The organism is Neisseria sp. HMSC067H09 (genome assembly GCF_001814135.1).
Lineage (GTDB): Bacteria > Pseudomonadota > Gammaproteobacteria > Burkholderiales > Neisseriaceae > Neisseria.
In genome coordinates this window covers 15864-36815 of sequence record NZ_KV814946.1, presented here as the reverse complement: position 1 = coordinate 36815, position 20952 = coordinate 15864, and the positions used below count along the sequence as shown (strand labels likewise).

At 52.5% G+C, this 20952-nt stretch carries 19 protein-coding genes and 1 tRNA gene; 6 read left to right on the top strand and 14 right to left on the bottom strand.

Annotated elements, in window-relative coordinates:
* Positions 1–35 precede the first annotated feature (35 nt).
* A complete protein-coding gene (locus HMPREF2954_RS10125; RefSeq protein ID WP_045073123.1) occupies positions 36–602 on the top strand; it encodes an NADPH-dependent FMN reductase in 567 nt (188 codons plus the stop codon).
* Positions 603–695: 93 nt separating this feature from the next.
* Here the strand turns inward: HMPREF2954_RS10125 and nhaC are convergent, their stop codons facing one another.
* The 3 genes from nhaC to HMPREF2954_RS10110 form a co-directional block, all read right to left on the bottom strand.
* The gene (nhaC, locus tag HMPREF2954_RS10120; protein WP_003758210.1) at positions 696–2084 is read right to left on the bottom strand and encodes a Na+/H+ antiporter NhaC; all 1389 of its coding nucleotides are present in this window, start codon (positions 2082–2084) and stop codon (positions 696–698) included.
* 245 nt (positions 2085–2329) lie between these two features.
* The gene (locus tag HMPREF2954_RS10115) at positions 2330–2986 is read right to left on the bottom strand and encodes a hypothetical protein (RefSeq protein ID WP_045073189.1); all 657 of its coding nucleotides are present in this window, start codon (positions 2984–2986) and stop codon (positions 2330–2332) included.
* A gap of 190 nt (positions 2987–3176) precedes the next feature.
* Positions 3177–4064, bottom strand: a complete 888-nt coding sequence (locus HMPREF2954_RS10110) for a hypothetical protein (protein ID WP_045073121.1) — start codon at positions 4062–4064, stop codon at positions 3177–3179.
* Between the two features lie 3 nt (positions 4065–4067).
* Between HMPREF2954_RS10110 and HMPREF2954_RS12540 the strand changes: the two genes are divergently transcribed.
* The gene (locus HMPREF2954_RS12540; protein ID WP_141755667.1) at positions 4068–4277 is read left to right on the top strand and encodes a hypothetical protein; all 210 of its coding nucleotides are present in this window, start codon (positions 4068–4070) and stop codon (positions 4275–4277) included.
* Here the strand turns inward: HMPREF2954_RS12540 and HMPREF2954_RS10105 are convergent.
* From HMPREF2954_RS10105 to HMPREF2954_RS10090, 4 genes are all read right to left on the bottom strand, one after another.
* Positions 4247–6046 carry a bifunctional biotin--[acetyl-CoA-carboxylase] ligase/type III pantothenate kinase gene (locus HMPREF2954_RS10105; protein WP_045073118.1) on the bottom strand — a complete coding sequence of 600 codons (1800 nt, stop codon included), beginning with the start codon at positions 6044–6046 and terminating at the stop codon, positions 4247–4249. The genes HMPREF2954_RS12540 and HMPREF2954_RS10105 overlap by 31 nt on opposite strands.
* Positions 6043–6546, bottom strand: a complete 504-nt coding sequence (gene rfaE2, locus HMPREF2954_RS10100; RefSeq protein ID WP_003756495.1) for a D-glycero-beta-D-manno-heptose 1-phosphate adenylyltransferase — start codon at positions 6544–6546, stop codon at positions 6043–6045. The genes HMPREF2954_RS10105 and rfaE2 overlap by 4 nt, the downstream gene beginning before the upstream one ends.
* Positions 6547–6738: 192 nt before the next feature.
* Entirely contained in the window at positions 6739–8151 is a 1413-nt protein-coding gene (locus tag HMPREF2954_RS10095; RefSeq protein ID WP_045073115.1) for a PepSY-associated TM helix domain-containing protein, read from the bottom strand.
* Positions 8152–8472: 321 nt separating this feature from the next.
* The gene (locus HMPREF2954_RS10090) at positions 8473–8949 is read right to left on the bottom strand and encodes a cyclic pyranopterin monophosphate synthase MoaC (RefSeq protein ID WP_003760475.1); all 477 of its coding nucleotides are present in this window, start codon (positions 8947–8949) and stop codon (positions 8473–8475) included.
* A gap of 262 nt (positions 8950–9211) precedes the next feature.
* Between HMPREF2954_RS10090 and ppc the strand changes: the two genes are divergently transcribed.
* On the top strand, positions 9212–11914 hold the full coding sequence (ppc, locus tag HMPREF2954_RS10085; RefSeq protein WP_045073113.1) for a phosphoenolpyruvate carboxylase: 2703 nt from the start codon (positions 9212–9214) through the stop codon (positions 11912–11914).
* Between the two features lie 204 nt (positions 11915–12118).
* Complete coding sequence (locus HMPREF2954_RS10080; protein ID WP_045073111.1) at positions 12119–13465, top strand: chloride channel protein; 1347 nt, start codon at positions 12119–12121, stop codon at positions 13463–13465.
* A 419-nt stretch (positions 13466–13884) separates the two neighbouring features.
* Here the strand turns inward: HMPREF2954_RS10080 and HMPREF2954_RS10075 are convergent, their stop codons facing one another.
* Positions 13885–14808, bottom strand: coding sequence for a lysophospholipid acyltransferase family protein (locus HMPREF2954_RS10075; protein WP_321178099.1), 924 nt, complete (start codon positions 14806–14808; stop codon positions 13885–13887).
* 518 nt (positions 14809–15326) lie between these two features.
* Here HMPREF2954_RS10075 and HMPREF2954_RS10070 point away from each other — a divergent pair.
* A complete protein-coding gene (locus HMPREF2954_RS10070) occupies positions 15327–15608 on the top strand; it encodes an ArsR/SmtB family transcription factor (RefSeq protein ID WP_045073107.1) in 282 nt (93 codons plus the stop codon).
* 188 nt (positions 15609–15796) lie between these two features.
* Entirely contained in the window at positions 15797–16567 is a 771-nt protein-coding gene (gene xth / locus HMPREF2954_RS10065; protein ID WP_070689118.1) for an exodeoxyribonuclease III, read from the top strand.
* Between the two features lie 130 nt (positions 16568–16697).
* On the opposite strand, the gene prmC is transcribed toward xth, so the two are convergent.
* The 6 genes from prmC to HMPREF2954_RS10035 all read right to left on the bottom strand — a co-directional run bounded on the left by prmC (position 16698) and on the right by HMPREF2954_RS10035 (position 20939).
* Positions 16698–17561, bottom strand: coding sequence for a peptide chain release factor N(5)-glutamine methyltransferase (gene prmC / locus HMPREF2954_RS10060; RefSeq protein WP_082054509.1), 864 nt, complete (start codon positions 17559–17561; stop codon positions 16698–16700).
* A 520-nt stretch (positions 17562–18081) separates the two neighbouring features.
* A tRNA-Asn gene (locus HMPREF2954_RS10055) sits at positions 18082–18157 on the bottom strand.
* Between the two features lie 95 nt (positions 18158–18252).
* Entirely contained in the window at positions 18253–18612 is a 360-nt protein-coding gene (locus HMPREF2954_RS10050) for a roadblock/LC7 domain-containing protein (protein WP_003743735.1), read from the bottom strand.
* A 39-nt stretch (positions 18613–18651) separates the two neighbouring features.
* A complete protein-coding gene (locus HMPREF2954_RS10045; protein ID WP_039404562.1) occupies positions 18652–19293 on the bottom strand; it encodes a hypothetical protein in 642 nt (213 codons plus the stop codon).
* Positions 19294–19298: 5 nt separating this feature from the next.
* Positions 19299–19835: a GTP-binding protein gene (locus tag HMPREF2954_RS10040; RefSeq protein ID WP_003743737.1), complete on the bottom strand. Its 537-nt coding sequence runs from the start codon at positions 19833–19835 to the stop codon at positions 19299–19301.
* Positions 19836–19847: 12 nt separating this feature from the next.
* The gene (locus HMPREF2954_RS10035; protein ID WP_039404565.1) at positions 19848–20939 is read right to left on the bottom strand and encodes a DNA-binding transcriptional response regulator; all 1092 of its coding nucleotides are present in this window, start codon (positions 20937–20939) and stop codon (positions 19848–19850) included.
* Positions 20940–20952 lie beyond the last annotated feature (13 nt).

The window sequence follows — 20952 nt, the reverse complement described above, 5'->3', positions numbered from 1 at the left end:
ATCGTTTTTATTTTTACACAATCAGGAGAAAATTTATGGCAAAAAAAGTCAGCATTTTAGTAGGCAGCCTGCGTAAAGGCTCGTTTGCCCGCAAAGTGGCGCAAAACGTCATCCCCATGTTCCCCGAAGGCTACGAAGCCCAAATCGTCGAAATCGGCGGCTTGCCGCTCTACAATTTCGACTACGACGACCCCGCCGAAACCGACTTCCCCACGCCCGAAAGCTACACCGCCTTCCGCGAAACCATCAAAGCCTCCGACGGCGTATTGTTCGTTACCTCCGAAAACAACCGCACTGTCCCCGCCTGTCTGAAAAACGCGGTAGACATCGGCTCCAAACCCAACGCCGACGTCGCATGGAAAAACACGCCCGCAGGCATCATCAGCCATTCCGTCGGCAAGATGGGCGGTTACAGTTCGCAAAAAAACCTGCGCCTTGCCTTGTCCTACTTCAATATGCCGCTGACCGGACAGCCCGAAGTCTTCCTCGGCAACTCCCCCACCCTGTTTGACGACAACGGCAAACTCATCGAATCGGCATGCAGCTTCGTCCAAGGCTATATCGATCAACTCGTCGCCCTGATCGAGAAAAATCCCAAATAAGCCGTCATCTATTCCGTCAGAGCATTTCTATAAAAAAAGGTCGTCTGAAAACCCATACCGAAGGTTTTCAGACGACCTTTCTATCCCGCTGCTTTACGCAGTTTCTTTCTTGCTCAACGTCAGACCTGTCCAGCCGAACAACAGCGTCAAAATCAGGCTCAGATAGCAGAAGAAGGCGTAAGGCAGGTATTCCCAAACGGGCACGCCGAGGGCGTGGCTGATGAACACGCCGCAGACGCTCCACGGAACGAGCGGGTTGATGACCGTACCCGCGTCTTCCAGCGTGCGCGAAAGGTTGCGCGAATGCAGACCAAGTTTGTCGTACACGGGTTTGAAGGTTTCGCCGGAAAGCAAAATACTCAAATATTGTTCGCCGATGAGGAAATTGACGCCGACCGACGTGGCGGCAACGCTGAAGGTGGCACGTCCGGCGGTAGTCAGGAACGCGCGGATGGCGTCCAGCAGCGACGGAATCACGCCGAGCGTAAACAATAATCCGCCCAAACTCATGCCGAGAATCACGATGGTTTGCGTGAAGAACATGCTTTCCAAACCGCCGCGCGAAATGAGTTTGGCGATGTCTTGAAACGCTTCGCCTTCGAGTTTGTAGCCACCGTAAAACCATGCGCCGAGCTGGTTCAAGTCGGGCGTGCTGTGGAAATAAGTTACCGCAAGCGCGGCGAGGATGGTGAAGAGCATTGCGACAACGGCGTTGATACGCAACAACGCCAGCACGACCAATAGCGCAAACGGAATCAGCGAATAGCCGTGTACCAAGCCCGTCGCTTCGAGCTGGCTGCGGAAGGATTCAACGCTGTTCAAATCGTGGGCGGCAACATTGGGCAAGAGCCACAGCATCAATGCCGCACTGATGAGCCACGCGGGAATGGTGGTGTACATCATGTTTTTGATGTGTTCGAACAAATCAATGCCGACGATGGAGGCGGAAATGCCCGTGGTATCGGAGAGCGGGGACATTTTGTCGCCGAAGAACGCGCCGGAAACAATCGCGCCCGCCGTCATCGCCAAATCGGCATGAAACGCCGCCGCCATACCCATGAAAGCAACGCCGACGGTGGCGCAAGTGGTCAAACTGCTGCCGATGGACACACCGATGACGGAGCAGAGTGCAAAGGCGGAGAAATAGAAATAAGTGGGGGAAATCAGCCCGAAACCGTAATACATCAGCGTCGGAATCGCGCCGCTCATCATCAGCGCGCTGACCATCAGTCCGATGAAGAAAAACAGGTAAATCGCGCCCATGCCCTGCCCCACCGCACCGACCATGCCTTTTTGCATGTCGTTATATTTCAACCCGCGCGCGAGGCCGTAGAGGATGAGGACGGTAATGGCGGCGATGATGGACATATGGGGCAGCCAGCCCAGCGAAATGATGGTATAACCCATCGCTCCGATTAACGCCGCAACGACGGCAAGCGCCTCTTTGCGCGGCATATCGAGCAGTGATTTGAATGCAAACATATTGCTTTGCCTGTTTTGTATGTATTTAACGAAGTTTAGCACACGGGGTCGTCTGAAAAACCGCTTTTCAGACGACCCCGTGATTTTTTATGAATGTAGCAATAGATTTTTATTAAAACAATATAATTTTAAATTGGATTTTTTAGAAGAAAATATCTATTTTTTAATATTTAAGAAATATTATGGCTTTTATACCACAGATAACCATATCGGCCATCATATGAAAATACGGCCCGAATTTCGTTTTATTCCGCTTCGCACTGTTTCAAGTTAAACCTTGCCGCAGACGCTTCGCGTTTGTAATCTGTTTCGTTGATGTAATTTGGCCGATAATCCCGCAGCCATTCGGACAATGGGGCAAGCGTTTTGCGGCAGGCCGCTTTATCTCCGGCATTTTTAAAGCTGACTGCCAAGTCATTCAAAACCCGCATCCAGTCGGTCAGATAGAGGAATCTGCCGCATTGGTTTAGATATTGCCGCTTGAGGTTTGCCGCCTCTCGGAAACGTTTGTCCCGATAGGCGGCTTGGAAACGCCGCTCCGCCGCCTCTGCATATTTCGGGGCGCAGGCCGTCGGCATTTTATAATAAACCCTGTCGAAAAAAGCGTTATGCCCGCAATAGCTTTGACAGGCTTCTCGGGCGGATTCAGGGATGTCCAAACGCACGCTGTCGCGCTTGAAACTGAAATGCACGACACAGCCCTCCCCGTCGCTGGCAATACGGTTGCGAACGATGCCTTCATAATCGCACACATTGCCGTTTGGATTGACGGTACTGACGGAAAAACTGCTGCCCTCAAGCGTCAACACCCCGCTACTGAGCCGGTCGTCAGCAATGACGTAGTTCTGTGCGGCAGCATGCAGGGATAACACGGCGGGAAGCAAGAAGATTAAGGGTTTCATAAATACGGACTCCCGAGGATTGACGGTTTCAGGCATTCGGCAAAGCTTTCATGCCCGAAATAGACCCATTAAAAAAACACCTCACTTCCCTTTCCAACCAAGCAGGAAGGAAAGCAGGAGCTTCTATGGTTTGAATTGGCTATATTTCCGTAAAAAGGTCGTCTGAAAACGTTCAGACGACCTTTGGGTTTTATTTGCAGGTTTTCATATTCAGGCTGCCGTAGCGGCCGACGATGTTGCGGATTTCCTGTGCGTCTTTTTCATCGACCGACATGAAGATGACGGTCATGCGGGAGACGCTGAGGGTGCTGTCGGCGGCGTTGCCTTTGTCGTCTTGTTCGACGATGCGCGCGCCGCCGAAGCCTGCTGCGGACAGGCGCGAGATGAGGACTTGTGCGGAGGAACGGCTCTTCATCACGCCGAGGCTGATTTCGCCGTTGTAAAGCGTGCCGTTGAAGCCTTTGTTGCCGAGCGCTTCGAGGCGGTTCATGGCTTCGCTGTCGGCGGGCAGCACGACGCGGAAGGTTTTGGCGGCGTGGTCTTTCGATGCGCCGCGTTTTTCTACGGTGCGGCTGGCGGCGTGCGGCCAGCGGGTCAGCAGGCCTTTGATGCGGTGGTAGTCGTCTTCGTCCAGGGTAACGCTGGCGTTAGACATACATTGGCGGGCGGCGGATGCGTTTTTGGCTGCGGGATTTTCGTTGGCGGCAGCATTCGGATTGGTGTTTTCGGCGGCGGCTTTTTCTTTTTCGCGGCGGGCTTTTTCTTCACGTTCTTTTTTTTCTTTTTCGCGGCGCGCCTGTTCCTCTTCTTCTTTTTTCTTGCGTTCGGCTATTGCTTCTTCGGATTCGGGTTCTGGCAGGTCGGCTTGTGTTTCGTCGGTTTGCAGCCAGTCGGGTTGCGCGTTGTCGGCAGGCGCGGGGGCTTGCTGCGGGCGCAGGGATTCGGGTTGGGCGAGTTCGTGGGCGCCGCCTTCTACGGGCGCGGTGTTGGGGGATTTGGCGTTGTTGAGGCGGTGCGTAATCATGCCGCCGAAGACGATGATGTTGAGTGCCACGAGGGCGGCGAAAAGCCATTTCATGAGTTGTTTTCCTTTTTTGTGTTCGGTTGCCGTTGCGGTGTGCGGGCGGTTTTGTGTTGTTATTGGTTGTGGCGGATCGGCATCAAAGCCAACCGGCTGAAGTTTGCTGCGTCTGAAGGTCGTCTGAAAAGCGGTGTTGCGTTTCAGACGACCTTTTTGATTCTGCGCTACGGCATTGCTGCTTATTCGGGCAATTTATCAGGTTGTTCCTGATCTTGCGCGACCCAGTTCAATAAGCCGTAAATGACGAGATTATCTACAATTTTTACTGTATTGTCCAAAACAAACTGCTTGGGTAGGGCATTGACGACTTTGCTTGCGCCGCCGCCGGTGATGATGACGTCGACGGGTTTGTCTTCGCCCGTTTTTTGTTGCAGCCGCCCGTGCATCATGATGACGGCTCCGCAAACGGCATCCATCATGCCGCTGGTGATGGCGTTGGGCGTGGTAGTGGGGAAGGGGTACACTTTTCCGGCTGGGCGGTCGAGGTTGGCGGTTTTGGCGGCAAGTGCTTCTTTCATAAGGTGGAAGCCGGGCATGATGGTGCCGCCGAGGTAATGGTTGTCTTCGGTGAGTGCGTCGGTGGTTACGGCGGTGCCGCAGCTGACGACGACGCAGGCATTTTGGCTGAAACGGCGGCTGCCCAAGGCGTTGAACCAGCGGTCAGAGCCGTGTTCGGCGGGGTTGCGGTAGTGGTTGCGGATGCCGAGCGCCTGCGGCATGGAGGGCAGCCAGCGGACGGGCGCGGTCAGGTGGGCTTCGACCAGGGCTTTTTTGAGGTCGCCGCACACGGCGCAACCGACGATACGGGTGCGGTCGTCTGAACGCGCTGCCCATTCTTCGCCAAGTTTGCTCAAATCGCGGTACGGCGCGCGGGTGACTTCGTTGAACACGCCGTTTTCCACCCATGCCCATTTGAGCTGGCTGTTGCCGCCGTCGAGCAGGAGGAGGCGTTCGGGCGGGCGCGGCGCGGCGGCGCGGGGCGTGTCGTCGGGGCGCAGGCTGATTTCGCCGCTGACGACGGTTTGTTCGCCTGCGGCTGTTATCAGGTGCAACGCGCCTTGCGCATCGACATTGAGTACGGTGCCTTCGTTTACGGTTTGCCCGTCGCGCAGGAGCAGGACGGGTCTGCCGTGGTCGCGGTGGGCGGTTTGGTATTCTTCGAGGAAGGGGGTGAACCCGTCTTGCGCGTATTGCGTCAGCACGGCATTGAGTTCGCCCAATAATTTGTCCAACAGCGTTGAAGCGGGAATGCAGTGTACGGAGGCGGTGCCGCGGGCAAGCTGCGCGTTGTGGAAAAGGGCTTGGACGGAGGCGGCGTTTTCAACTTCTTTGGGCAGGACGAAATTGATGCCTATGCCGATGACGGCGGCGGTTTTGCCCTCGTTGCGGACGGTTTCGATCAGGATGCCGCCGAGTTTGTCCCTGCCGGCGACCAAATCGTTCGGCCACTTGATTTGTATGTCCAAACCCGATGCTGCCAAGGCGCGGCGGCAGGCGAGCGCGACGGTGGGGGCGAGCGAGCCGAGTTCGTGCTGCGGTTTGTCGAATACCCAGCCGAAGCTGAACATCAGGCATTCGCCCAGCCGGTGTGTCCACTTGCGTCCCTGTCGCCCGCGGCCTTTGGTTTGCAGATGCGCGACGCAGAGCGATTTATGGGCTTGTTCGGGCGAAGTGCGCGCCAGATTCAGGATTTCGTCGTTGCTGGACGTGCATTCATGTTTTAAGGTCGTCTGAAAACCGCGTTCCGCGCCCAAACGCTGCAACGCTTCGTCGTCAAACAAAGCAAGCGGGCGCACGAGCCGCCATTGCCCGTCGTGTTGGCGCAGCAGTCCGCGGATGTGCGCGGGCATCTGTTGCCAAAAGCCGTTGAGCTGGTGCGGCTTCACGCCCGCGATACGCGCGAGATGGGAAACGTGTTGCGGCAGACCGTCGGCAAGTTCCGCCAAAACCCGACTGTGCGGCAGTTTCAGCGCGGTCATTTGCCGCCCTCGGCTGCGCGGATTTTTTCCAGCGTTTTCGTGGTGGAAGTCTGGTGCAGGAACGGAATGGAAAACACTTTGCCGCCGCGCGCCAGCGTTTCTTGCGCGCCGACGATTTTTTCGACCGGCCAGTCGCCGCCTTTAATCAGGATGTCGGGTTTGATTTGCTCGATCAACTCGGCGGGCGTGTCTTCGTCAAACCAAGTGACCAAATCCACGCTTGCCAATGCCGCCGCCACCGCCGCGCGGTTTTCCAGCGGGTTGACGGGACGGTCGTCCCCCTTGCCCAAACGGCGAACGGACGCATCCGTGTTCAAAGCCAGCACCAACGCCGCCCCCGCCGACCGAGCCTGCGCCAGATAGGTAACATGCCCCCTGTGCAGAATATCGAAACAGCCGTTGGTAAACACCAGCGGGCGGGGAAGCGTGTGCAGACGTTGCGCCAATTCTTCGGGCGGGCAGATTTTGCGTTCGAAATCGGGGAGGGACCAGTCAGACATAATCGGGATTCCGTTGGGGATAAACAGACAGGCGGTATGATACCGAAGCGGGCGGAAAAGGAAAACCGCGGGGTAAAAATAAGGAAAGGTCGTCTGAAAACCAAAATCGGATTTTCAGACGACCTTCAAACCCATCCTATTCGCGGGCGATGCCCACGCTGCGCATCGGTTTGCGGGAAACGGCTCAAACCATTATTTGAACCACCTCGACAGCACCGGAATCCGCGACAGCAACACCGTATCCAAGAGCCAAATCACGACGATGGCGGCGATGGCGGTCGGGAACAATACCGCCACGATCAAAAGCGGCACAGCCATTGCCCACCATACCGGCAGCTCGATTTTCTGCGCCGGAGGTACCAGTCCACCCGCTTTGGACGGGCGGCGTTTCCACCACATCACGCAGCCGCTGACGCAGATAAAAATAACCGCCAGGCAGAACAAGACGTTCGCCAACACGCTCCACCAGCCCAGCGTCCCCATGTGCAGCGCGATGCTCGCCGCCATGAATTTGCCGAAGAAGTTGTAATCGTCGAAACGGATGTCGGCCAAGATTTTGCCGCTGTATTGGTCGATGTGCACCGTGCGGTCGGCGGTCGGGCTGACCATGTCGTAGCTCATCGAATCCTGCGACAGTGTCCACACGCCCGTTTCGCCTTTCGGCAGGTTGAGCTGGTAGCGGCCTTTGAAACCGATTTCGCGGGCGAAGCGGTCAACCGTTTCCAAAGTCATCGGTTCGCTCGGATTGATGCCGTTTTCGCCCTTCGTCGTACCGGAAACAGGCATGGGCGTGAGTTCCAGAATCCACGGTACTTCTTTGGTTTTGCCGTCGTTCAACACATCGCCGTGGGTCGGCACGACGGATACGGGGTTCGGTTCGACCCCCCATTTGCCGGCGGGGAACTGGCTCCAAGACTGAACGAACTTACCGCCCCAAATGCCCGCCCAAGCAACACCCGACAGGCAGAACAACAATAAAATCAAAGAAACCCAAGTACCGAATGCACCGTGCATGCTACGCCACCACGAGCGTCCTTTGCCCGTTTGCGGCACAAGCATGGATTTCAGGCTGCGCTGTTTCGCCCACCACAAATAAATCCCCGTAATCATCATCAGGATGGTCAGCGACGCGGCGGTTTCTATCAGATAATCGCCCGTCGTGCCGAGCATCATATCGCCGTGGATTCCGTCCATCGTGTGATACCAGCCCTCATTGCGCGGCATAGAATTGACGACTTTCGCCGTATAAGGATCGACGGCGACCATGGTCGCTTTGTCGTCGTTGTTCACGCGGAATACGGCAACCATATCGTCGGCGCGCGGCGCGATATATTGCACCACCGAAGCGGTTTCGGGGTTCACAGACTGTCGCGCCGCTTCCGCCTGCGCCGACAAAGGCTGCACCTGCGCCTGCGGGGTAACGTGTATGCGCTCGCCCTCTTTGCCGGTAATGTTGGCGAATAGAAGCATGCCCAGACCTGTGATGGCAAGCAGGGTCAGGAAGGGTGCGACCAATAACCCGAAATAAAAATGCCACCGCCACACGGTCAGATAGCGGCGGTTGGCTTGTTGGTCGGAACGGGGCGCAGGTTGGGATGTGTCCATAAATTCTCTCTGTTGTTTTATCGTGGGTTAAAAAAGAAAAACGCCTGCCCGCGCGGGAATGACGACATAGGTATTCCCTATTTGAATTTGTTGCAATACTATACAAAATAACTAAAAAACTAATACTTTATAAGTATAATCGAATTTTAAAACATGAACAATTTCTGATAAAACCTACCTCATCATAAGACAGCACCAACAAAAAACCGTATCAAACAAAAACAGCTCCCTGTCCGAAAGCGTTTCATCATAAAGCTTTGCTGAAAAACAAGGTCGTCTGAAACCTCAAACCGGGTTTTCAGACGACCTTTGTTTGTTCAATCAGAATTCGATGTTTTCGTAGGCATCGTCGAATACGAACGGGCCGCGTTCGCCGCCGCTTTCGGATTCGAGGTGGATGCGGGTCATCATCATGGACTGGTCGACTTCTTTCATCATGTCGTAAATGGATATGAGGGCGATGTTGACACCGGTGACGGCTTCGGTCGTGATGCTTTTGCCGACTTCCGAGGAAACGGTTACGGTGGCTTTGACGTAGGCGAGTTCGACATCGACATCGAAATCGACGCGGACGTGTTGCAGCGGGAGGGGCTGGTAAAGCGGGACAAGCAGTCCGACCTGCTTGATGCCTTGGACGGCGGCGATACGGGCGACGTTGAGGATGCCTGCATTTTGGGTGGCGTTTTCCGCCAAAACTTTGATGGCGGAGGTACTCATGTTGATGGAGCCGCTTGCCACGGCGGTGCGGACGGTGGGTTGGCGTTTGTCGTTTTCGCGTACGGAATTGAAGTTGAACATACTGTGCCTGCGTGAAAAGAAGGTTTTATGGCGCAGTATTTTACGGGATTTCTACACTTCGGACTATGCTGCGGATACGAACGGCAGAATAATCGGACTGAAATGCACGGATGGCTTTGTTAAGGAATTAACGGCTTGACTTGTGCGGACGCGGGTTACATCAAGTTTCGGTGTTTTGCAACACCTTTTCCGATGGCGGTTTCAGACGACCTGCTATACAATGTTTTACGTTTGTTTTTGAGATAAATAAAGAGAGAAAATCATGCAACTGCATATCCTGAACAATCCAAAGGACGCGGCTCTGGCGGCGGACGCGGAATTTTTGAAACAGTCTTTATACAAACTTCTGCACGAAGAAGCTTCGCCGTTGGTAGTGGAAACGGTCAAACTGTTGTCCACTTCGGACGACAGCGCGGCTTTGATTGAGAAGGTTTTGCCGCAACTGGACGAACAGCAAACCCACGACCTGACGCTTGCCTGCGGCCTGTTTGCGCAGATTCTGAACATCGCCGAAGACGTACACCACGAACGCCGCCGCCAAATCCACGAAGAGGCGGGACACGGCGGTGCGGAAGGCAGCTTGGCGGAAACGGTACGCAAACTCAAAGCGGCGAAAATCGGTGGCAAGGCGATTCAAAAACAATTAAATACGACCAATGTTACCGCCGTTCTGACCGCGCACCCGACCGAAGTGCAACGCCAAACCGTGTTGAATTTCAACCGCCGCATCCGCGCCCTCCTGCCCCGCCGCGAACGCTGCACCCATCCCGACGCGCAGGCGGAATTACGCCGCGAAATCGACACTATCTTGTTGGGCTTGTGGCAAACCAGCGAAACGCGCCACCACAAACTCAGCGTCAACGACGAAATCAACAACGGCGTATCCATCTTCCCGATGAGTTTCTTCGAGGCGCTACCCAAACTCTACCGCAGCATGGAACGCGAGTTTCAGACGACCTATCCTGATGTGGATGTGCCCGACATCTTAAAAATCGGCGGCTGGATAGGCGGCGACCGCGACGGCAATCCGTTTGTCTCCGCCGAGACCCTGCGTTTCGCTTTCCGCCGCCATGCCGACGCGGTGTTCCGCTTTTACCGCGGCGAACTCGACAAACTCTACCGCGAGCTGCCGCTTTCCGTCCGCCGCGTCAAAGTCAACAACGACGTGATGGCGTTGTCCGACGAATCGCCCGACGAAGAAATCGCCCGCACCGAAGAGCCGTACCGCCGCGCCATCGCCTACATCATGGCGCGCGTCATGGGCAAAGCCCGCTCGCTCGGCTTGGGTATGGGCTGCAAATTCGGCTTTATGATGCCTTACGCCTCCGCGCAAGAATTTTCAGACGACCTCCACAAGCTGCAACGCTCCCTGCGCGACAACGGCAGCGCGCTTTTGGGCGAAGGTAGACTCGCCGACCTGATCCGCTCCGTGTCCGTGTTCGGCTTCCACATGATGCCGCTCGACTTGCGCCAACACGCGGAAAAACACGCCGATGTCGTCGCCGAACTCTTCAAACACGCCGGTTTGGAAGACTACGGCAGCCTTTCCGAAACGGAAAAACAAACCGTCCTGCTGCGCGAGCTGAAACACCAGCGGCCGCTGTCCAGCCCGTTCATCACTTACAGCGAACACACCCGCCGCGAAATGGCGATTTTCAACGAAGCGCGCAACATCAAAGACGAATTCGGCGAGAACGCCGTTACCCAAAGCATCATCTCCAACTGCGAACAGCCCAGCGACCTGCTCGCCCTCGCGCTGCTGCTTAAAGAAAGCGGCCTGTTGACGGTCGAAAACGGCAAACCGCAAAGCCGCATCAACATCGTCCCCCTCTTCGAAACCATCGAAGCCCTCGAAAACGCCTGCCCCGTCATGGAAACCATGTTCAGCAACGAATGGTACCGCGACCTGCTGCAAAGCCGCGACAACATTCAGGAAATCATGCTCGGCTATTCCGATTCCAACAAAGACGGCGGCTACGTGACCAGCTCTTGGTGCCTCTATCAGGCGGAATTGGGTTTGGTCGAACTCTTCAAAAAATACGATGTCCGTATGCGCCTCTTCCACGGCCGCGGCGGCAGCGTCGGACGCGGCGGCGGCCCGTCTTACCAAGCCATTCTCGCCCAACCGGCGGGCAGCGTGGCCGGACAAATCCGCATCACCGAGCAAGGCGAAGTCATCACCGCCAAATACGCCGACCCCGGCAACGCCGTGCGCAACCTCGAAACCCTCGTCGCCGCGACGCTCGAAGCCAGCCTGCTGCCCGATCAAAAAGACCCCGAACCCGCGCTCATGCAGGCATTGTCGGACGTATCGTTCAAATACTACCGCGAGCTGATTACCCACCCAGACTTCATCGACTATTTCCTGCAAACCAGCCCCATACAGGAAATCGCCACCCTCAACCTCGGCAGCCGCCCCGCCAGCCGCAAAACTTTGGCGCGGATACAGGATTTGCGCGCGATACCGTGGGTGTTCTCATGGATGCAAAACCGCCTCATGCTGCCCGCGTGGTACGGCTTCGGCAGCGCAGTGGAAAGCCTGTGCGAAGGCAAACCCGAAACCCTCGCCGCCCTGCGGGAACATGCGCAGCACAACCCCTTCTTCCAAGCCATGCTCTCCAATATGGAACAAGTCATGGCGAAAACCGACATCACCCTCGCCGAAAACTACGCCGGCTTGAGCGAATCTCCCGAAAAAGCCGCCGTCATCTTCGGCATGATTAAGGAAGAATACCAACGCAGCCGCAAAGCCCTGCTCGACCTTTTGCAAACCGACGAACTCTTGCGCGACAACCGCAGCCTCGCCCGTTCGCTCGCCCTGCGGATTCCGTACCTGAATGCACTCAACGGCCTGCAAGTCGCCATGCTCAAACGCCTGCGCAAAGACCCGCACGACCCGCACACCCTCCTGATGGTGCACCTGACCATCAACGGCGTAGCACAAGGTTTGCGCAATACAGGTTAAGGCAGCACGAAAAAAGGTCGTCTGAAAACCGTTTCAGACGACCTTTAGACCAAGCGCAAACCGTAACGCGGGCTTTATCTGCGAAAACCCATACTGTTTTTCAACCCGCTTGCCGCCCTTCTTTACGGGCTATTTTTACCTTATTTGCGAACCGCCTTCCGCAATAACCCTTTTCAGACGACCTTTTCCACACTTCCGCATACCATGCCGACCAAACCGCCCGCCTACCACATCACGCACAAAATCCGCCAAACCCGCCGTATTTCGCGTAAAAGCATTGCTTTTCTGTTCCTGCTGGCAGGTTCGGCACTGGTTGCGCTGACTGCCCTCCTGTTTGCTTGGATGGCGGATTTCGCGTTGGAAACGAACGCGGAGCTGGTGCAAAAATATCCTTGGTTTGCCTGGGTCGCCCTGCCCTTCGGGCTGCCGCTCATCGTCTGGATCACCCGCCGTTTCGCCCCCTACACCTCCGGCAGCGGCATCCCGCAAGTGCTCGCCAGCCTCGCCCTGCCCTACGGCGCCAACAAAACCCGCCTGATCCGCCTCCGCGAAACCCTCCTCAAAATCCCACTGACCTTCCTCGCCATGTGCGCAGGTGCGTCCGTCGGGCGTGAAGGACCGTCCGTCCAAGTCGGCGCGGCAGTCATGAGCGCGTGGGGCGCATGGTGCAAAAAACACGGCTTCGCCTTTCGCGGCATGCAGGAAAACGACCTCATCGCCGCAGGCGCGGCAGGCGGGCTGGCCGCCGCGTTCAACGCCCCGCTGGCAGGTGTGATTTTCGCCATCGAAGAACTCGGGCGCGAAGTCATGCTGCGTTGGGAGCGGCAAATCCTACTCGGCGTCCTCGCCGCCGGTTTCATCCAAGTCGCCATCCAAGGCAACAACCCCTATTTTTCAGGCTTCAGCGGCGGCGCGCTCGACAATATGCTCGGCTGGGTATTGGGCTGCGGACTCGCGTGCGGCATCGCAGGCGGACTGTTCGGGCGCACCCTGTATCTCGGCGCCACCGCCTTCGCCCCCGTCAAATGGCGCGAACACATCCGCCGCCATCCCCTGATTACCGCCGCCCTCATCGGCATCCTGCTCGCCGCCATCGGCACGCTTTACCAAGGCAAAACCTACGGCACAGGCTACCACGAAGCCGCCCAAGCCCTGCGCGGCATCCACGAAGCCCCCGCCGGACTCGCCGTCGCCAAATGGTTCTCCACCGTCCTAACCTACTGGACAGGTGCGCCCGGCGGCATTTTCACCCCTTCCCTCACCATAGGCGCAGTCTTGGGCGAACACATCGCCATCCTCACCGGACTCGCCCAAGGCACCCACGTCCTCGTCCTCATCTGCATGGCAGCCTTCCTCGCCGGTGCCACCCAATCGCCACTCACCTCCGCCGTCGTCGTGATGGAAATGACCGGCGGACAAAACCTCCTCTTCTGGCTGCTCATCGCCTGCATCTTCGCCTCACAAGTCTCCCGCCAATTCTCCCCCCGCCCCTTCTACCACGCCGCAGGCACACGCTTCAAACGACAGGTGGAACAAAGCGGACAGAAGTGAAGCCTGATATTGCCGATGTGGGAAGGTGTAGGAAAGGTCGTCTGAAATGTTTAGCGATTCGTGGGCGAAGCCCACGCTACAAAGTTTGTTGGCAACACAAGTGCCGTAGCGTGGACTCTGTCCACGAAAATGATTGACACAAAAAGGTCGTCTGAAAACCCGATGTAGGTTTCAGACGACCTTTCATATTTGAACTTTCTATCGGTTTTGGCTGACTCGGTATCCGTAGCGTGGGTTCTACCCACGAAGATAATTGACGGACAGATGTTTGAAATTTTGAGTGGCTCGCGGACAAAGCCCTCACTACGGTGTCTGCCGACAACACAAGCACCGTCGCGTGGAATCCGTCCACAAAAATGATTAAAAAAGGTCATCTGAAAACTCAAACCCCAGGTTTTCAGACGACCTTTCACATTTTTTCACCCATGCCCGGGAGGCTCCGGCGCACCTGCGGGCTGTTTGTAGCGGTTGTACATAAACAGATATTGCGTCGGGAACCGGCGTATCCAATATTCCGTATTTTCATTGATTACCCGCGCATCGTGTTCTTTATTGCCGTTCAGTTCGCCGCGTAAGGGTTCGATATGTAGGACAAACCCGCGTCCTTGCGGCAGGCGTTCTCCGCAGAAAAACAATGCCTTGACCCCTTTTACCTGCGCGAGCTTGCCTGCCAGCGTCATAGTAAAAGCCGGTTTACCGAAAAACTCTGCCCACACACCGTCTCCGCCTTCTTCGGGCGCGGGGACATGGTCGGGCAAAACGATGGTGGCTTCGCCCGCACGCAAGGCTTTGATGACCTGTTTAACGCCTTGAATACTGGTCGGCGCGGTTTTACCTTTGCCGCGTACGCGCCCCGCCTGCATGACCTCATCCATTGCTTTGAGCTTAGGCGGTTTGTACATCGCCGTGAGCGGGAAAGGAAGCTGTTGGCTGATATACCGTCCGGCAAGGTCGTAGCTGCCGATGTGCGGGGTAATAAACAACAATCCTTCGCCCGCATCCAACGCAGCCTGTACATGCTCCCAACCGCGTACTTCTACAAACAATTTTTCTATGCTTTCAGGTCGTCTGAAAAAAGCCACAGGCAATTCCAACCCGCCTTTGACCGTTTCCCGAAACACAGCCTTGACCGCCGCTTCATCGGACTGCAAACCGGCCGTGCGCATATTGTCAAATACGCGTTCGCGATCTTCACGGCGCAGATAATAAACCACGCCGCCCAACATGCCCGCCAATGCGTGCAACAGGCGCAGCGGCATGGCGGCGAAGAGTTTGAAGAAAAAGGTAATCAGAATATACATAAAGGTATACCGAAGAAAGGTGGTCGGATTGTATAGCCGAATACGCAGGCAGTCGATACCTCGTTGACTGCCTGCACGCCGTTGCCATCAAGATGCACCTTCAAATCAAATAACAAAATTGATAGTAACTGTTGTAAAATTTTTACAGACTAAAAACGTACCGATAAGACTTTCCCTAAAACTTCGTTAATATTCCAAAACAGCTAACCACTATCAATACAAATACCGAAGAACAGTTTTATTTTTATATTTAATTGTTTTATAAATATTTTTTATAAAACCCTAATTCTATACTTCTGCTGTTTTTATTTTCATATAGATTAAGCCTGTTTTTCATTTCTAAAAAATCGTCCCTTTTACCCATTTTAAAATACTTCGGGATTTGCCCAAACAACAATTATTTACGGCAAATTTAAACGCATATGCTCTCTTTTGCACCTGAATGCGGTACACTTACAAACATAAGCATTTGAAATTTCTTAGAAATATAAAAAGAATCACAATCATATTCTTTTTGTAATACTCCTCAAATCAAGCTAACGAATAGAAAGGCATACATCATGGAAACCAAACGTCTCTCTTCCCTTCTCAAACTCATCGCCAACCCCGAACGCATGACCATTTTGTTCATGCTGATGGACAGCGAACGCAGCATCGCCGAATTATCCGAAACGCTCGGACAACCTGCGACCGCCGTTTCCAACCATCTCGCGCGCCTGCGCTCCGAAGGTCTGATCGATTTCACCCGCTACCACCGCATCATCGAATACCGGCTAGTATCCGAAGAAGCCGCCGCCATCCTCGATACGCTGCGCAATTTGGAAAACCGTAAAGCCGCCTGAAGGCTGTTGAGCCTTGTTTTCTCAAACGGATTTTTGTTTCAAAACCGGCAGCCGCCCCAATCCCCTGATGATACAATAGCGTCCCGTTTACCCAACAAAGCGGTTTTCATGAACCGCTTTTGTTTTGTCCTTATTTTGCCCGAAAAGCCCGAAACGCTTTTCAGACGACCCTCACACACGGAATCCGCATGAAAATCACCACTTGGAACGTCAATTCCCTCAACGTGCGCCTGCCGCAGGTGCAAAACTGGCTTGCCGACCATCAGCCCGATGTCCTCGTCTTGCAAGAACTCAAGCTCGACCAAGACAAATTTCCCGCCGCCGCCCTGCAAATGATGGGCTGGCACAGCGTTTGGAGCGGGCAAAAAACCTACAACGGCGTCGCCATCATCAGCCGCAGCGAACCGCAAGACGTACACGTCGGTCTACCCACTCTGCCCGACGACCCGCAACGCCGCGTCATCGCCGCAACCGTCGACGGCGTGCGCGTCATCAATGTCTATTGCGTCAACGGCGAAGCCCTCGACAGCCCGAAATTCCAATATAAAGAACAATGGTTTGCCGCTTTGACTGAATTTGTCCGCGACGAAATGACCCGCCACGAAAAACTGGTCTTGCTCGGCGACTTCAATATCGCGCCCGCCGATGCCGACTGCTACGACCCCGAAAAATGGCATGAAAAAATCCACTGCTCATCCATCGAGAGACAGTGGTTCAAAAATCTGCTGGATTTAGGCCTGACCGACAGCCTGCGCCAAATCCACCCCGAAGGCGCGTTTTACACTTGGTTTGACTATCGCGGCGCGATGTTCCAACGCAAACTCGGACTGCGCATCGACCACCAGCTCATCAGCCCCGCCCTGTCTGCCGTGTTGAAAGACGTTTATGTCGATTTGGACGCACGCGCGCAAGAACGTCCCAGCGACCATGCGCCGGTCGTGGCTGAATTTGATTTGTAAGGCGTAATCTTTAAAAAGGTCGTCTGAAAACCTCATTTTTAGGTTTTCAGACGACCTTTTTAAATTCCAGGCTGTATTGGTGTGTACGGGTTTGACGTTTGGTTTTTTATTATTCAAACTACCAAAACCCTTATTCAATATGTCGCCTGATGCCCAAAGTCAGCCTGTCTAAACCGGCCAAATCCTGTCGGGTTTCAATCTCTGTAAAACCATTTTCCGACAAAATCTGCCGTACTGCCCCACCTTGGTTATATCCATGTTCCAACAGCAACCATCCACCCTCTTTCAAAAATTCAGGCGCACGCTGTACCAGCTCCCGAATACAGGTCAAGCCGTCGGCAAAATCGGTCAATGCCGTTTGAGGCTCAAAACGTAAATCTCCTTGATTCAAATGGCTGTCATCTGCCTCAATATAAGGAGGGTTGGAAACAATAACGTCAAAACGATATTTGTCTTCAGACGACGTTTTATCTGTATCAAACCATGATCCTGATGCAAACTCAACTGCTGCGCCCAAATTTTCTGCGTTTCGACAGGCTACAACCAAGGCCTGCCTGCTAATATCAGATGCGCGTACTTCTGCATCCTTCCGTTCCAATGCCACCGTAACGGCAACCGCTCCGCTACCGGTACCCAAATCCCAAACCCGTCCGTTTTTCGGGAGATGTTCGATAACCGCTTCAACCAAATGCTCGGTTTCAGGACGAGGAATCAAAACATCAGGGCAGACTTCAAACCAACGGCCATAAAACTCCCGTCCACCCATGATATAAGCCATTGGTTCACCATTCAGACGACGCTCCGCCAAACTCTCTAGCCGTACGAAAACATCTGCTGGAATCGCTTCTGCTCCCTGCGTTATTAATTGAACACGGCTGTAACCTCCTGCCTTTTGCAAAAGCATACGTGCCTCTATGCGCGGTAGCGGAGACTGCCGTATCCAGTCATCTAATGTCATCGCTATTCTTTCATTCATTTCCATTTCATCATCCATCAACTCTGCCTGCTAAAAACAAACATAAAATACTTCCAAGATTTCCTTGGGTCTGCCGACATTTAATTTTCCAAGTAGCTTTTTTTGTTCACCAAGCAACAGGATTAAGACGGGAAACATAACAATGCTGGAGGCTTTGTGAGAATTCCCCTATAGAAGATGTCGTTTGATGAAAAAACACAAAAACTATTTAAGGTCGTATCCCTTAATACCGCTTTAAAACTCCTACACATTTATCCTATACCCTATACATTTTCTTGTATTTAATAAATGAACACATCTAATAAAAAGCAACCAGGTAAAAACAGTACAAGCATCATAATTAAACGCTAAACGTTCTTAAACCACCATTTTCCTTAAGTAAGCAAGGATTAGGCTGTATATTCCTGATTGGAAAGTTTTCTATAAATAAGGATGCGTCGTATTTAAAACATCATAAAAGCTGAGAGGTCGTCTGAAATATTTCAGACGACCTCTCAGTGAATAAGGCAAAAGCCTGAAATAATCAGGCTTTTATATTTGGCTCCCCGACCTGGGCTCGAACCAGGGACCTGCGGATTAACAGTCCGTCGCTCTACCGACTGAGCTATCGGGGAAAGATTTTGGATTATAGAGAAAGAAGTAACTTACGTCAACACTATTTTAAAAATACAATGGTGTAAGTTCCCAAAATACAGATAAATACCGGAATTTATAGAATTTCAGCAATATGCTTCGCAGCACGCTTGGCATCCAACAAAATCAAGCCCAGCTTACCGCTTTCTCTTGCCATCAAAGCCAAAACAGCGTTTTCTCCTGCCTGACTCAGCAAAATATAACCTGTCTTCCCTTTCACCATAACCTGATCAAGCTCACCGCAAGCCAACTCATGGACGGAGCGGTTACCCAATGCCAGCAATGTTGCTGACATTGCACCAACACGGTCTGCATTTAAATGCGACGGCAGCATAGTTGCAATAGGCAAACCGTCAGTAGAAATAACGGCTGAAGCAGTAATATCAGGAGAGGTATTATTCAAATCGCTCAATACAGAAATCAATAATTGTTGCATACATATTCCATTCTAAAATAATAATCGGTATCTAGTGTGTTAACGGCTTCCATAGCGGTGGTATAAAACTTTGACCAAGGTTACAAATGCCTCCTTGTTCAAATCAGGCATACCGCCGATAACCAAAATCAACTTGGTATTACCGATATATAAGGGGAAGAAAGTCAACTCACTTTGTCCTGAAGGATCGCAAATACCCCATGCATTATTATTAATATGCAGATTATTACGGATTAATAGGCGATGGCTGCTGTCCATCTTTGTCACTTCACTGGCCAAAAGCCCCAACTCTTCGGCAGCCTCGTGATGGAAATTCGCATTTGCAAAATACAATCCGTTCTCGTCTGCCAATAATGCCTTACCTGAGCTTGAAAGTTGCTCCAATACAGAAGGCAATTGCTCGTCAGTAAGATGCATATCCTCATTACTGGCATTTTCATCACCATACAAAAACTCAAGGCGTTGTAGGCGGTACAGCAAATTCAAAGCGGTATTGATATCACTGGTATCTGCCCATGCCAAAATTTTCTCACTGCTGATAACCTCTGTCGGGCTTGCTTTCAGCAAACTATATAACAAAGTGCGGCTGGCACTGGGAGTATCACTCGTCACCGCATAATATGCCCCTGCCGGTGTAACTTTAGGATATAAATTTGATTGTAAAGAAAGAGTCGATTCCATTTATTTTATACCTCTAAACCCGGGTCGATTGAGAACAACATTGCACTTACCAATTGTTTTACATCATCTTCTCTTCGAGCATCAATCTCAAATACCGGCACATTAAAATTGTTTTGAGCCAAGTATTTCTGATAAACGTCAACGCTTGGCAGTGATCGAATATCCATCTTGGTGACACCGACAACCAGCGGGGCTTTTTTCAATAATTCACGGAAAGCCTCTAAGAAAAATTGCAGGTCTTTTAGTGGGTTAGTACGGGTATTATCCAAAAGTAGAACCAAACCCATACTACCTTGACTTAAAATCTCCCACATAAAATTAAAGCGTTCCTGCCCCGGTGTACCATAAAGGTGGACCTTCACCTCTTCATCCAAATGAATAACTCCATAATCCATTGCTACAGTAGTATAACCTTTTCGCACCAATGTCATATCGGAAGCTGATGCGTCCGTTTGCACAGGAGGTTCATCCGACAAAGCTGAAATAGCTGTTGTTTTACCCACTCCGACCGGACCGGTAAAGATAATCTTATTTTCCTTCATTACATGTCCTTCTTATCGTTTTCCCAATAACTTACGCATCAATCGTTGCAGCAGTCCGCGTGGCTGTTCTTGCGACGGTCCTGCAATCTTCTCAGCATCTTTTACCATCTGACTATCAGGCACATTGCTATTTACATCAACTTGTTCGGAAACATTAGTCTGATTGTGTGCGTATTCAGTGTCCGTTGCCAAGAAACCGGTTACGGAGGTAGCTGCAAGATAATTCAATATATCAGGCATCTCCAACGGCATAACCTTATAGAGGATATTCAGATTAACCGATGTTTTAGTTAGAAAGGCAGATAACCTCATAGATTCAGGGACTGGAGCCAGCCTGGTCAGATTGGGCCAGCGTTTCAATGTAAAAATAGTTTGAGGGGTCATCGGATAAATCAGACGACCTTGTGCAGTCCAAATCGCCATCTGCCACAGACAAGACATAATGGTAACTTTGGCTTTCTCCTTCCATTGAGGATTATCAGGTACTACTTTGCATACCACAGAAAGATTATCATCTTTACAAAGCCCCTCCAAATCATGCGCATTAACAGTCAACAAAACACGCTGAATACTTGGGAAAACTATCAATACCGGCTTACCCTCATGTAAAACGGCAATATCCTGATGGCCTTGACTAGCGAACTTCAATGCTCCCAACAATCCTTTATTCGGATTAAACCGTTTGATTGTTGCTTTTCGCCCTTCTGTACTACCATTACCCTGAGTATTTTGTTTTGCTGCCTCACTATCAGCAGGATTAAAAACATTGCCACCTTGAGCCAAACTTCTCAATACAGGAAACAAGGTATCAAATTTGACCGGTTTAGGGAGATATGGCGTTTCCACGGAAGGTTCTTGTGAGCAAAACATCGCAACTGGAATATCGGAATATTCGGTTTTTAACGTTTTCCAAGTCTCAATACCGTCAGCCGTATCTGTATCTACCAGAACCAAATCCGGCTTTTCAGCAGAATCCGTACCGATAATTTGATAATTCGTCGTATTGTGCATTTTGAAAGCCATACGGAATACAGCTTCCTGCTGCTCATTCATATCACGAAGCATAACCCGTATGGTTTTAATTTTAGGTAACAGATTGTCCATAGATGGTACTCTC

Excerpts from the sequence above, each read along its gene's own strand:
- HMPREF2954_RS10125 (WP_045073123.1), top strand. The coding sequence starts at position 36 with ATGGCAAAAAAAGTCAGCATTTTAGTAGGCAGCCTGCGTAAAGGCTCG.
- nhaC (WP_003758210.1), bottom strand. The coding sequence starts at position 2,084 with ATGTTTGCATTCAAATCACTGCTCGATATGCCGCGCAAAGAGGCGCTT.
- HMPREF2954_RS10115 (WP_045073189.1), bottom strand. The coding sequence starts at position 2,986 with ATGAAACCCTTAATCTTCTTGCTTCCCGCCGTGTTATCCCTGCATGCT.
- HMPREF2954_RS10110 (WP_045073121.1), bottom strand. The coding sequence starts at position 4,064 with ATGAAATGGCTTTTCGCCGCCCTCGTGGCACTCAACATCATCGTCTTC.
- HMPREF2954_RS10105 (WP_045073118.1), bottom strand. The coding sequence starts at position 6,046 with ATGACCGCGCTGAAACTGCCGCACAGTCGGGTTTTGGCGGAACTTGCC.
- rfaE2 (WP_003756495.1), bottom strand. The coding sequence starts at position 6,546 with ATGTCTGACTGGTCCCTCCCCGATTTCGAACGCAAAATCTGCCCGCCC.
- HMPREF2954_RS10095 (WP_045073115.1), bottom strand. The coding sequence starts at position 8,151 with ATGGACACATCCCAACCTGCGCCCCGTTCCGACCAACAAGCCAACCGC.
- HMPREF2954_RS10090 (WP_003760475.1), bottom strand. The coding sequence starts at position 8,949 with ATGTTCAACTTCAATTCCGTACGCGAAAACGACAAACGCCAACCCACC.
- ppc (WP_045073113.1), top strand. The coding sequence starts at position 9,212 with ATGCAACTGCATATCCTGAACAATCCAAAGGACGCGGCTCTGGCGGCG.
- HMPREF2954_RS10080 (WP_045073111.1), top strand. The coding sequence starts at position 12,119 with ATGCCGACCAAACCGCCCGCCTACCACATCACGCACAAAATCCGCCAA.
- HMPREF2954_RS10070 (WP_045073107.1), top strand. The coding sequence starts at position 15,327 with ATGGAAACCAAACGTCTCTCTTCCCTTCTCAAACTCATCGCCAACCCC.
- xth (WP_070689118.1), top strand. The coding sequence starts at position 15,797 with ATGAAAATCACCACTTGGAACGTCAATTCCCTCAACGTGCGCCTGCCG.
- prmC (WP_082054509.1), bottom strand. The coding sequence starts at position 17,561 with ATGGATGATGAAATGGAAATGAATGAAAGAATAGCGATGACATTAGAT.
- HMPREF2954_RS10050 (WP_003743735.1), bottom strand. The coding sequence starts at position 18,612 with ATGCAACAATTATTGATTTCTGTATTGAGCGATTTGAATAATACCTCT.
- HMPREF2954_RS10045 (WP_039404562.1), bottom strand. The coding sequence starts at position 19,293 with ATGGAATCGACTCTTTCTTTACAATCAAATTTATATCCTAAAGTTACA.
- HMPREF2954_RS10040 (WP_003743737.1), bottom strand. The coding sequence starts at position 19,835 with ATGAAGGAAAATAAGATTATCTTTACCGGTCCGGTCGGAGTGGGTAAA.
- HMPREF2954_RS10035 (WP_039404565.1), bottom strand. The coding sequence starts at position 20,939 with ATGGACAATCTGTTACCTAAAATTAAAACCATACGGGTTATGCTTCGT.